We start from the raw sequence: 11,735 nt of genomic DNA on the forward strand, positions 1-11,735 counted from the left end.
ATTTATTTCTTTGTATTTACAGTCTTGAATGCATTTCTCATACGTTCAATGTTTGGCTGGATATTTTCAAACCCTAGAAGACTTCCAGGTGAGTCATCCCAGCTAGCAGAAAGTATCCCATAGCTTAACCCTATAAGACCAATTAGAAAGCATAGAGCTGAACTGGCAAGTGTAATGGCCGGAGGTACATCTGTAATTCCTTTAATTATTAGAAGATAACTAATTATGAAAACTCCCATGCCAGATAATGTTGGTAAACCAGTTGTAAAAATAACTCTTCTAGCCATCCTATTTGCAACAGCTTTAGGTATAAAAGATTCACGACTTTTCTTTTTGTTTTTCTTTATCTCTGGATACTGAAATGATTTCTCCTCATTAACTCCCTTAGGTATTACTTTTTTATTTTTTTTTGGGTCCAAATCTTTTGACATTTAAAAATCTTTATATGTTCTATTTATTGATTAGCCCCTGAGCTTTAGCTTTGTAATTATGTCAGTATAGCGCTTATTACTTTTGTCACGTAGATAATTGAGCAACCTTTTCCTCTGACCAATCATTTTTAAAAGACCTTGCCTAGATGAAAAGTCATGAATATTTTTTTGTAGGTGATTACTTAGTTTTGAGATTCTCTCGGATAACATTGCCACTTGCACCTCGGCTGAGCCCGTGTCAGTGCCATGATTCTGATGGGTGTTGATAAGTTTTTGTTTTTCTTGGGTATTTAGCGTCATTTTGAAGTCGAATGCGAATAGAAAGAGTTTTGAAGTGGCTTCTTAATCTAACGCCTCATGTTGCTTTATACCTATTTTATTTGTTTAGCGTTATTAGAGCTTGTTTGAAAAGCTTCTCAAAATTTAGACTTTTTAGAAGCAGCTTCCGCTCATTGGCTGAAGCTGCATCGTCGAGATAGTTGCTTGTGACAGTGTTTACGGCTTCCAAAATTTCAAAATCTGAATAGTCAAGATTCCTTAGAGCACTTTTTATTTCTGTTAATAGCTCTTCATTGAGATCTTCAGCAGACTCTGGGCGCAATTTTGTTGGAGGGGAGAACTCGTTATTTAAGTCGAAATCAGATAGCTTGTTTTGCAATTCCAGGATTAGTCTTTCTGCTGTACGTTTTCCCACGCCTGAAGACCTGGTTAATTTAGTAACCTCTTTATTCTGAACATTTGCAATTAATTGCTCATATGAGTTGTCATCAAGTAGGGACATCGCAAGTTGAGGGCCTACTCCACTAACAGTTATTAATTTTCTAAATAGGTCTCTTTCACTTTTTTCTATGAATCCAAATAAGTTAGATCCATCTTCTTTTAGAACTTGATGAATCCATATTGATAAAACATTGTAGTTATTAAGAGCAATGAGATTTCTTCTAGATAGCTGAATTTCGTATCCAACTCCATTGCATGACAATACAAAACCTGCTCTATTGCCATTATTCCAGTGATCTATTTTTTCCCCTTTAAGCCAGCCAATCATTAGGACAATCAAGAATTAATTAGTGTAGAGATCAACCTCCATCTATTTGGCAGCCAATCATTGCACCTGCTGCCCCTCCTGCTGGGACGGCCCACCATCTATCTTTCCCTCTGGTCCCAGACATTGTCAGCCCAGCTCCAAGCAAACCACCTATAAGAGAACCCTCTTTACAGTCATTGTTATCGACTTTTTGTGGAACTGCTTGTCTGACTGAAGTGGCTCCTCTCGAGTTGCATGGGACTTCAACTGTTTCTGTCCAGCTCTCTATATATCCAGGTTTCTCAAGAGAAGTTCCAGGGAAATACTCTTCTCTATATTCTTGTTTGGTGCAGGTTCTTGACCTTGCATAGCCACGTTGAGATTCGTTTCCTAAGGCGGTTGAACAAAAGCTCAAAGAAAAGATTAAGGCAAATAAAATTCTCATAACTTTTGGAGAGATGATTTTTATTTTATTACCAATTCTAAATCTGGCCTAGCAGATAGGCTAATTAATGTTGCTCCAAATACACATATCGCACCTGTGACAACGTAAATGTTGAGAAACTCTGAGAAAAACAGCATTCCCCAGATGGTTGCAAAAATCACCTGGGTGTAATTTATTGAACTTGCCTGAGCCGCAGGGAGAAGACTTAATCCTTTGGTGATCCATACTTGGCCTAGTTGAGTAAATAGACCAATACCTAAAAGCCATAACCATTCCATTCCCAATGGGATAACCCCTTCGCTGAATAAAAAAGGTAGGCAGATTGGTGCTGATACCAAAGGGAAATAATGCACAATTACTAAAGGATGCTCTTTTTTAGAGAGCTTGCGAACACTTACATAAGCCAATGCTGTCAGGACTGCACCCATCAAAGCTATACCTATTGCGAATAGATTTTGGCCGCCTCCTATGCTTTCTCCCCTAAGAGGATGTACTACGAGAGTTATTCCAACCCATCCCATCATTATTGCGACAAGAATTCTTTTTCTTATCTTTTCTCCTAGGAAGAGTTTGGCTGAAATTGCTGTAAAAGTTGGATAGCTGTATTGAATAACTGTTGCTGTAGAAAGGGGTAATAACATTAGGGCTTTAAAAATACAAAACAAGGCGCCTGTTCCCATTACCCCCCTTATCAATAGTAATTTTTTGTTTGTACCCCAGGGATTTACCTTGAGTTGTTTCATTAAGAACCTTGTTATTAAAAGGCTTATTGCAGATCTAATGAAAATTAGTTCTGCAACAGGTATTCTCCCTTCAAGTTTCTTCACGCAGACTGTCATCAGGCTAAATGCTAAAGCACTTGCAATTAATGACTGAAATCCAAGGATTTCCTTTTCTTTTATACTCATCTCTTAATTGCTAGTTCACATTGAATTTGATTTCCAAGGTTGCAATTGCTTAGTGGTTGCATCGATAAAATCACTGTTCTTTAGAAATTAGAACTATTAAGTAGACCAAATTCTTGATGACCTTCAAAATAATCTAATGGGCAACCCTCGCATACATCCACATACCATTGAGGCAGTTAAAGAAAGGGCTGATATCGTTGATGTTGTTGGAGAGCATGTTGTCTTAAAGAAAAAGGGGAAGGAGTTTGTTGGAATTTGCCCTTTTCATGATGACAGTAAGCCTTCTATGACTGTCTCTCCAGCGAAGCAATTTTATTATTGCTTTTCTTGTGGGGCAGGAGGCAATTCCATTAAATTCCTAATGGAATTTCAGCGAGAAAGTTTTATAGATGTTGTTTTAGGTCTTGCTAGAAAATATCAATTACCGATTGAGACTTTAGAAGGACCTCAGCAAGAACGTCTACGACAAAAACTTTCACGAAGAGATAACCTCTATAAGATTCTTGATCTAGCAAAAGGCTGGTTTCAAGATAGATTGAGATCTTCTGAGGGCGCTTTAGCTTTTAATTATCTCCTTGAAAAACGTCGCTTAGACCGTGGAATAATCGATCAATTTGAACTTGGTTTTGCCCCTAATGCTTGGGATGGCTTGCTTAGACACCTTAACCATGTTGAGAATATTTCTCAAGAGTTGTTGGAAGCGGCTGGGCTAATTATTCCTAGGAAATCAGGAGATGGCTTTTATGACCGTTTTCGGAACCGATTAATGATTCCTATAAAAGATCGACAAGGTAGGGTAATAGGCTTCGGAGGTAGAAGTCTTGATGGAACGGATCCTAAATATTTAAACTCTCCTGAAACTGAAGTTTTCGAAAAAGGTAAGCATCTCTTTGCTTTAGATAAAGCCACAAATTTAATTAGAAAGAATGATAAAGCTGTTGTCGCAGAAGGATACTTTGATGTGATAGCACTTCATGCAGCAGGTGTAACAAATGCGGTGGCGTCCTTAGGCACTGCGTTAAGTAGTCATCAGGTCACACAATTATGTAGGTGTACTGATAGTAAAAGAATAGTTCTAAACTTTGATGCTGATAATGCAGGAATTCGTGCTGCTAATCGGGCTATAAATGAAGTTGAGCACCTTGCGATGCAAGGCCAGCTAGAGCTTCGTGTTTTGCACTTGCCTTCAGGAAAAGACCCTGATGAATATCTCCAAGAAAACTCTGTTGCTGACTATAAGGCCCTTCTTGATAAAGCTCCCCTCTGGATTGATTGGCAAATCGACCAAGTCTTCAAAGATCTTGATTTAACTAAAGCAGACCATTTCCAATTGGTTGTTAGTGGTTTGGTTCAATTGTTAGGTAAATTACCACCATCAGCTTTACGAACTTATTATCTCCAAAAAGTATCTGAGCGTTTAAGTGGTGGACAGGCTCGTGTTGCCCTACAGCTTGAAGATGATCTCCGAAAACAAGTCAAAGGTCAACGTTGGCATGGACAGTCTACGCGTCTTGAAAAACCTGGCGAAGCAAGTCTAAGAGAACGCAATGAAGCTGAAATCCTTAGACTGTATCTTCATTGCCCCAGTCAAAGAGCCAATATTAGGCGTGAGTTAAGACAACGGGAACTTGAGGATTTTGCGCTTCATCATCATCGTCTACTTTGGTCTTCAATTAGTGATATTGAGGAAAGCAACCTTGGTATGACACTTTTAGAGTCAATCTGTAGAGGTGACGCCCCTGGTGATGAGTTGTCTTTAATAGAACTTCCTCGATTGCTTCTAGATCAATTCACAGCTGATAATAATGACCTTCTTTCCTCTCGTTTCACACCACTTTTAGAACTTGGCGAAGTACAGATGGCGGCAATGAAAACTCCTATTCCTTATTTACGTGGAACTCTTGCCGTGTTGGAACGTCATAAATCTCTCAGACGTTGTCGACACCTTATTGAGGCTTGGAGTGGGCAGCGCCTTGAAACTCTTGAGACTTGTATTGCTGCGCTTCTTGAACAAGAACAAAACCAACCTGATTTGTCGTTTGAGATGGAGGCCCGTATAGATGAGATGTTTAATGAACTCAATACTGATGCTTTAAATTTCCAGCAATTGTATTATAGGGAGCGAAAACATCTCCTTCATTTAGATAAAGAGCGCTGCGCGATTTCAAATGATTAATAGAAATTATCTAATTAATACTCACATCACTCATCCTAATAGACTTTTAAAAACAATATTTTTTTAAAGCAGCTATTACTTTTCTGGGCTGGTCTTCAATTAAGTAGGCTTCGTATTCTTTCTCTAGGTTTCCTGTTAGCTTAACCGAACCTTTTAATGCCCCTAGCTTTTGTTCACTGATTTTTGCGTTCTTCTTGTTTTTAAGATTAAGCAAATTGCCATTATTACACTCTTGAGCTACATGGACAGATTCGTGCCTTATGGCTCTCCTTATCATTAGCCCTGTCTTGTAGTCGTCCTGATAGCCTATGCTTCTTGATAAATTATATCCACCATGACTTTTCGCGTTCTCTGTACAAATAACTATTCTTTTTTGATCTTTCTTTAGGAAGCCAAAGTACTTTTCTCCTAAAAGACATAAAGGAGTATTTTCTTCTACTGAATAGTTGGCTTTATATACTAACTCTAGAATTTCTTTTTCTTGAGAACCTAGAAATAGAAGAAATTCCATTACTTTCTTGTGATACTAACTAGTAGTTAAGAAGAATTATTTGCAAATTATACGTCTTCGTCTTCCAGAGCTTATACTTTTACAGTGGGAATGTCTGTTAGGCGTGTTGTTGCAGCCGGACTTAGATGATTACGATGCATTCTCCAAGTTTGGTTTGTTCCACATACAGCCCATTTTATTGTGTCATTGCCGTAGCGTTTGTTGAGATTATCGATTGTTTGCATTAGTCGTTCGCGTTGGTGTGTCTTTTCTGGATTAAATGTTTCAAGGAGATTTAGTTGTAGATGTTCGCTGTCTACGAGGTCTTGCATTATAACCCCTGCCTTTACTAGTAGACGATGAGGGCGGAATATACGCTTTGTTAAATCAAGTGAGTTTGCGAGCAGTATGGATGTATCATTGCTATGTACACTAAGGCGTTTAGTTGCTGCTTGGCTATAAAAATATGGTGTATAGGCACTTGTACGCGTGAAAACAGTGATAGCGCCAGCCCGTTGTTGTTGCATTCTTAGCTTCTCGCTTGCTTTCACAACGTATGTTGATATTGCCTGACGTAATTCTTCGATAGTACTTATCGGCCTTTTAAAGCTTCTACTAATACAAGTCTCTTGTTTCGCTGCTGGTTTAGTTGATAGAGGTAAACAAGTAATCCCTTGCAATTCGTTCTGTAGACGTATGCCTGTAACCCCAAATTTTGATCTCACTTCATTACTTGGCATGTTAAGAAATTGTTTGGCATTTGTGATGCCTCGTATACGGCACCAGCGGGCTAATTTTCGGCCAATACCCCAAACATTTTCTATGGCAATGTTTTCAAGACATGCTTCTGGACTTTTAGCCTTCTCTAGGTCAAAGATACCCGCATGGTGGGAGGCTGTTTTGGCTAAGTAATTGGCGAGTTTGGCTTGGCTTTTGCTTGCACCGATGCCAATTGCAATTGGTAGGCCAAGACTTTTGTAAATAGATGCTCGTAATTGACGTGCCCAAGGATGAAGACTTTGGTCAGGAGGACGGTTGATTTTGGCAAATGCTTCGTCAATTGAATAGATTTCCAAATCCTCGCAATGCATTGTAAGTAGGCTCATTAGGCGATGACTCATGTCGCCGTATAGTGCGTAGTTCGAACTGCGCACTTCGACATCAAGCCTATTTAGTTCATGACGTATTTTGAAATAGGGTGCCCCCATTAAGACCCCAAGACGACGAGCTTTGGCATTTCTTGCTATGACGCACCCATCATTGTTGGATAGGACCACCAAGGGGCGACCAGTCAGTTTAGGGTCAATAGCTTCCTCGCAGGCTGCGTAAAAGTTATTGCCATCAATCAATGCTATGGACATGAATTATAACGACTGAGTAGTACGTGTGAGCTTGTGAATGGAATATATGGCGACCCCCCAAATTTGAACATTGTCATAATGACGCATGTCAATTGCTGGGTAGTTAGGGTGCTCTGCTTCTAGGTAAAGTGTTTCTTTATGACGAGTCAGCCTTTTTAGCGTAAAGCACCCATCTAGTATTGCCACTACTATGCATCCCGGCTGAGCATCTAGGCTGCGATCTACTATTAAAAGGTCTCCGTTCTGAATGCCTGCATTAGTCATGGAGAAACCCTTTACTTTCAGGAAAAAGGTGCTTGCTGGGTGGAGAATTAGATGTTCATTCAGATCAATCCCCGCATCAATGTAGTCATCAGCAGGAGAGGGAAAACCTGCTGCCACGCATTCATTTGCTAAAGGAAGAAATAGTTGTATAGGTTTGACATGAGGAGGTACTGGTACTTGAGGGAAATTCACAAGAAACATTTACTTAGTACTAATAGTAGTATATCAGTACTACTATTAGTACTAAGTAAATGTTGAGTATGGCTCCTTATGGACCTTTAGAAGATAGCGGCAATTTTTTATTTAGAGCTTTAATTGCGATGATAGGAGCCGCCTTCGCAAATATTCTTTGCGCGATAGAGTTGCTCTATTAGTAAAAGGCGGGCTATCTCATGCGGAAAAGTGAGAGGTGAGAGGCTTATGCTCCAATTGGCCATGGCTTTGATTTCTGAATCAAGGCCATTGGCGCTACCAATTACAAAAAGGAGCCGGCTAGAACCTAGGCTTTTCAGGCGATTGGCAAAACCAAGAGAAGTTAGGCTTTCGCCTTCTTCTGTAAGAATGATTAGTAATTCGTTAGTTTTAATTGAAGAGCGGATTGATTGAGCTTCTTTCTTAAGGTCGCTATCCTTTAGCTCTGTAATTGTTAATCCAGGGAGCCTTTTGATGTAAAGATTCAGCCCATTTTGAATCCAGGCCTTCCTGGTTTTCCCTATGGCAAGTATTCGATATCGAGAGGGATTTAGCAAAATTAATTAGTTAAAATTTTTTCGTTTATCTACTCTTCTTCTAGAAGCAGTTGTTTGAAGGAAACATAGAGACTGTCGATTTGATCACTTTTATTGTTAATAGCTTCTTCTCTTTCTATGGGGGTGTGCTTATTTTCATTACCTATAGATTTGCCTTCAATATTTTTTAAGCGAGTTATTAAATGCTTAGGTATTTTGCCATCAGGACTTGCCTTAATAAGTTGCTTAAATAGTTCTTTGGGGTCTTCTTCCGTTTCAATGGGGTGCTGGGGTGAGTTGGAAGATTGTTTTGTGTTTAGCAGGGGTCTGTTGGGAGTTGGTATCTCTTTAGGAAGTTGGCGGCTTAATTCCCGGAGTCGTTCAAGGCTATTTGGGTCAAAACTCATAGGATTAAAAAATTATCAAGTTAGAGGAAGTGTGAGAGAGTCTTCTATTGACTTCATGCTACAGGGTTCTTTTTTAGTATTGGCTCTATGTTTGTTAACTTGTGAAGGATTTGTAAAAGGAGGAGGAAGAATATGAGCTTCTCAGGGCATAGTGCTCGTAAACGCTTTGGCCAGCATTGGTTAAAAGATGTAGCTATCTTAGAAAAGATTGTTGAAGCGGCAGAGCTTTGTGAAAATGATCGTGTTTTAGAAATAGGCCCTGGTAGGGGAGCCCTTACTCACAAGTTGCTTAATTCAAAGGTTTCATTGGTTCATGCGATTGAATTAGATACGGATTTGGTTGTAGGACTGAGAGAACGTTTTTTTCATGAGACGCGTTTTTCATTAAAAGGAGGAGATGCTTTGAAAATTTCATTGTTACCCCCTGATGGAATAGAAGTTAATAAAGTGGTAGCCAATATCCCCTATAACATTACTTCTCCGTTGCTTGAACGCTTGATTGGAAAATTAGGATTTTTTCCAGAGACGAGATATGAACGCTTGGTGTTACTTTTGCAAAAAGAAGTTGCAGATAGAATTCTTGCTATGCCTGGTCAAAGCAGTTTTAGTGCAATGAGTGTAAGAGTTCAATTATTGTGTAAGAGTAGAAGTGTTTGTGACGTATCGCCTAAGTGTTTTAAACCTTCACCTAAAGTGCACTCAAAAGTTGTCGTCATTGAACCATTTGCTTTTTCAGAAAGGTTGAATGTTGATATTGAAAAACGAGTTGAATCTTTACTTAGGACTGCTTTCTTGGGCAGGCGTAAAAAGCTGAGAAACACTTTAGCTAGTATTAGGCCTCTTAACCAGTTGGAATCTCTTGCAGATCAGCTGGGAATAAGTTTGAACCAGAGGCCTCAAGAGATATCTCCAATGATGTGGGTGTCTCTAGCAAAGAGGATTCATGATATGGATAAACTTGTGGGAGAGATACAATCATGAATAAGGTCTCTTCCTCTATAGCAGAGTCTTTGAAAGTTTATGCATCAGCAAAGATAAATTTGCATTTAGAAGTTTTGGGATTACGTAAAGATGGCTTTCATGAGTTAGCTATGGTTATGCAAAGCATTGATTTAGTTGATGAGATTGAGATAACTAAGACAAATGATGAACTGATTAGCCTTAATTCAGATAATCCAGAGTTAGACAATGGAGATGGAAATTTGATTATTAAGGCTGCAAAGCTAATTCGAAGTCGATCAGGATTAAGGGATTTAGGGGCCTTAATTTATTTAAGAAAAAAAATTCCTATTGGCGCAGGCTTGGCTGGAGGTTCGAGTGACGGAGCAGCAACTTTGGTAGGTCTTAACTCTCTTTGGGGACTAAATTTCTCTAATAATCAGTTGGAAGATATGGCGGCTGAGCTTGGTTCAGATGTTCCATTTTGCATCTCAGGGGGAGCTCAATTGTGCTTTGGTCGAGGTGAATGCCTGGAACCTTTAGATAAATCAGATCCAACTTTGGCAATAGTTCTTGTAAAAGATCCATCTGTATCTGTGTCCACTCCATGGGCCTATTCAAGGTACAAGCAATTAAATGAGAGTACTTACTTAAGCAAAGAAATTGATTTCCAAGAGAAGCGAATGGCTCTTAGGAAAGCCTCTTGGTTAAGACCACTTAATGCATCAAACCCTCCTCCTTTGATTAATGACCTTCAAGAGGTTGTTGCACCAGCCACTCCAGCGGTTGAGAAAGCTTTGCAATTCCTTCGCTCATTAAAAGGTGTTCTTTCGGTAGCAATGAGTGGATCAGGCCCAAGCTGCTTTGCAATTTTCTCTGATTTGGATCAGGCTAGAATTGCTCTTGAGGAGAATCAAGAGGAGCTTCGAAAACAATGCTTAGAAGGCTGGTGTTGTGCTCTTAATTCGAAAGGAGTGAGGTTCGCGAAGTGAGCAATACAAAAGACAAGCCTTTGCCTGTAAATCATTCGGGCTCTCCTACCGAACAAAATAATTCTTTGGGAAACGATGAGAGTGGTAAGAGTGAGCCTGTTCGTAAAGGACCACTCAGTTTCTTGTCCGGAGCTCTTACAAGTCTTCTGTTTGCATGGGTTGCTTTGTTGTTGAGTGAGAAGCTGGTTGTTTATTTCACAATTCATTCTCCCAATTACTCTTCTCCTATTGCTCAGAGCATTCGTTCTGGGTTTAAAACATTAGTTATTGGGATGTCGTTTTTGGCTACTTTTACTTTCGCTTTTATTGGTCTAGGGCTAACAATTGTATTTATTCGAAGTTTGTTTGATGCCAGTCGAGTTGAGGGTGATTAGTTTTCAAGTAAGAAATAATTTCATTGCTTCTAAAGGGGGGATCTTTATGACACTTCATGACCTTGGCCTTTTGGTTCTTTTGCTAAGCCCTGGCATGTTGCTTTCCGTATTGATTCTTTCTACATTTGCTGCAGGCGGTTAATTGGGCACGGTTTGATATAGCTTGGCTAAACCAGCGGGCTTAGCCTGAATTCTCCCCGAAAAATTGTGGCAGGTACACTTCTTTTTAATGCTCTTCGAGAAGCCATTGATGAGGAGATGGCAAAAGATCCTCATGTGTGTGTTATGGGAGAGGATGTAGGGGAATATGGGGGTTCTTATAAGGTTACGAAGGATTTATATGAGAAATATGGCGAGTTAAGAGTTTTAGATACTCCTATTGCAGAGAATAGTTTTACTGGGATGGCTGTAGGAGCAGCCATGACTGGGCTTCGCCCAATTGTGGAGGGAATGAATATGGGATTTCTTCTTCTTGCCTTTAATCAAATATCAAACAATATGGGGATGTTGAGGTATACCAGTGGAGGTAATTTCACTATCCCGACTGTTGTTCGTGGTCCTGGGGGAGTTGGCCGTCAGCTTGGTGCAGAGCATAGCCAAAGACTTGAGGCGTATTTCCATGCAGTCCCTGGGATAAAGATAGTTGCTTGCAGTACACCTACTAATGCGAAAGGTTTAATGAAAGCCGCAATTAGAGATAATAACCCGGTCTTATTTTTTGAACATGTTCTTCTTTATAACTTGAGCGAAGAATTGCCTGATGGAGACTATGTCTGCGCTTTAGATCAAGCAGATGTCGTCAAGGAAGGTAAGGATTTGACATTGCTTACATACTCCCGAATGAGACATCATTGCCTGAAAGCACTCCCTCAACTGGAGGAGAAAGGAATTGATGCAGAATTGATTGATTTAATCAGCCTGAAACCTTTTGATATGGAAACAATTTGCAAGTCGATAAAGAAGACTCACAGAGTAATAATTGTTGAAGAATGCATGAAAACAGGAGGGATAGGTGCTGAATTGATTGCTTTGATTAATGAAAACTGTTTTGATGATCTTGACTCTCGACCTATCAGGCTTTCTAGTCAGGACATACCTACTCCTTACAATGGTCAACTTGAGAACCTAACGATTATTCAACCCCACCAAATTGTTGAATCGGCAGAAGAGATTATTAAAAAGGGACTTTAAAT

Annotated in this window: 16 protein-coding genes; 6 read left to right on the forward strand and 10 right to left on the reverse strand. The window is 39.6% G+C overall.

Going from position 1 to position 11,735, the window contains the following annotated elements; all coding sequences use genetic code 11:
• Positions 1-2: 2 nt before the first annotated feature.
• From P9211_RS03400 to P9211_RS03420, 5 genes are all read right to left on the reverse strand, one after another.
• Positions 3-431 carry a PAM68 family protein gene (locus tag P9211_RS03400; protein ID WP_012195253.1) on the reverse strand — a complete coding sequence of 143 codons (429 nt, stop codon included), beginning with the start codon at positions 429-431 and terminating at the stop codon, positions 3-5.
• A gap of 30 nt (positions 432-461) precedes the next feature.
• Positions 462-731, reverse strand: a complete 270-nt coding sequence (gene rpsO / locus P9211_RS03405; protein ID WP_012195254.1) for a 30S ribosomal protein S15 — start codon at positions 729-731, stop codon at positions 462-464.
• Positions 732-807: 76 nt separating this feature from the next.
• Positions 808-1,479 carry a Holliday junction branch migration protein RuvA gene (ruvA, locus tag P9211_RS03410; RefSeq protein ID WP_012195255.1) on the reverse strand — a complete coding sequence of 224 codons (672 nt, stop codon included), beginning with the start codon at positions 1,477-1,479 and terminating at the stop codon, positions 808-810.
• 31 nt (positions 1,480-1,510) lie between these two features.
• Positions 1,511-1,903 carry a hypothetical protein gene (locus P9211_RS03415; protein ID WP_012195256.1) on the reverse strand — a complete coding sequence of 131 codons (393 nt, stop codon included), beginning with the start codon at positions 1,901-1,903 and terminating at the stop codon, positions 1,511-1,513.
• Positions 1,904-1,923: 20 nt separating this feature from the next.
• Positions 1,924-2,811: a DMT family transporter gene (locus tag P9211_RS03420; protein WP_012195257.1), complete on the reverse strand. Its 888-nt coding sequence runs from the start codon at positions 2,809-2,811 to the stop codon at positions 1,924-1,926.
• Positions 2,812-2,947: 136 nt separating this feature from the next.
• Here P9211_RS03420 and dnaG point away from each other — a divergent pair, with 136 nt between their 5' ends.
• Entirely contained in the window at positions 2,948-4,987 is a 2,040-nt protein-coding gene (gene dnaG / locus P9211_RS03425; RefSeq protein WP_012195258.1) for a DNA primase, read from the forward strand.
• Positions 4,988-5,033: 46 nt separating this feature from the next.
• On the opposite strand, the gene P9211_RS03430 is transcribed toward dnaG, so the two are convergent.
• The 5 genes from P9211_RS03430 to P9211_RS03450 form a co-directional block, all read right to left on the reverse strand.
• On the reverse strand, positions 5,034-5,498 hold the full coding sequence (locus tag P9211_RS03430; protein WP_012195259.1) for a hypothetical protein: 465 nt from the start codon (positions 5,496-5,498) through the stop codon (positions 5,034-5,036).
• Positions 5,499-5,569: 71 nt separating this feature from the next.
• A complete protein-coding gene (locus P9211_RS03435) occupies positions 5,570-6,838 on the reverse strand; it encodes a Y-family DNA polymerase (RefSeq protein ID WP_012195260.1) in 1,269 nt (422 codons plus the stop codon).
• A gap of 3 nt (positions 6,839-6,841) precedes the next feature.
• Entirely contained in the window at positions 6,842-7,303 is a 462-nt protein-coding gene (locus tag P9211_RS03440; protein WP_012195261.1) for a LexA family protein, read from the reverse strand.
• Positions 7,304-7,413: 110 nt separating this feature from the next.
• The gene (locus P9211_RS03445; RefSeq protein WP_012195262.1) at positions 7,414-7,851 is read right to left on the reverse strand and encodes a 23S rRNA (pseudouridine(1915)-N(3))-methyltransferase RlmH; all 438 of its coding nucleotides are present in this window, start codon (positions 7,849-7,851) and stop codon (positions 7,414-7,416) included.
• Positions 7,852-7,880: 29 nt separating this feature from the next.
• On the reverse strand, positions 7,881-8,237 hold the full coding sequence (locus tag P9211_RS03450; RefSeq protein WP_012195263.1) for a hypothetical protein: 357 nt from the start codon (positions 8,235-8,237) through the stop codon (positions 7,881-7,883).
• A 132-nt stretch (positions 8,238-8,369) separates the two neighbouring features.
• On the opposite strand from P9211_RS03450, the gene rsmA reads away from it, so the two are divergent.
• The 5 genes from rsmA (at position 8,370) to P9211_RS03470 (ending at position 11,733) form a co-directional block, all read left to right on the forward strand.
• Complete coding sequence (gene rsmA, locus P9211_RS03455) at positions 8,370-9,218, forward strand: 16S rRNA (adenine(1518)-N(6)/adenine(1519)-N(6))-dimethyltransferase RsmA (protein ID WP_012195264.1); 849 nt, start codon at positions 8,370-8,372, stop codon at positions 9,216-9,218.
• Positions 9,215-10,168 carry a 4-(cytidine 5'-diphospho)-2-C-methyl-D-erythritol kinase gene (gene ispE, locus P9211_RS03460; RefSeq protein ID WP_012195265.1) on the forward strand — a complete coding sequence of 318 codons (954 nt, stop codon included), beginning with the start codon at positions 9,215-9,217 and terminating at the stop codon, positions 10,166-10,168. Before rsmA ends, ispE begins: the two co-directional genes overlap by 4 nt.
• The gene (locus P9211_RS03465) at positions 10,165-10,542 is read left to right on the forward strand and encodes a DUF3082 domain-containing protein (RefSeq protein ID WP_012195266.1); all 378 of its coding nucleotides are present in this window, start codon (positions 10,165-10,167) and stop codon (positions 10,540-10,542) included. The genes ispE and P9211_RS03465 overlap by 4 nt, the downstream gene beginning before the upstream one ends.
• The gene (locus P9211_RS09555) at positions 10,517-10,684 is read left to right on the forward strand and encodes a hypothetical protein (protein WP_225866237.1); all 168 of its coding nucleotides are present in this window, start codon (positions 10,517-10,519) and stop codon (positions 10,682-10,684) included. The genes P9211_RS03465 and P9211_RS09555 overlap by 26 nt, the downstream gene beginning before the upstream one ends.
• A gap of 65 nt (positions 10,685-10,749) precedes the next feature.
• Positions 10,750-11,733 (forward strand): pyruvate dehydrogenase complex E1 component subunit beta, encoded by a 984-nt coding sequence (locus P9211_RS03470; RefSeq protein WP_012195268.1) that lies wholly within the window; start codon positions 10,750-10,752, stop codon positions 11,731-11,733.
• Positions 11,734-11,735: the final 2 nt, after the last annotated feature.

Source organism: Prochlorococcus marinus str. MIT 9211, from assembly GCF_000018585.1.
Taxonomy (GTDB): domain Bacteria; phylum Cyanobacteriota; class Cyanobacteriia; order PCC-6307; family Cyanobiaceae; genus Prochlorococcus_D; species Prochlorococcus_D marinus_B.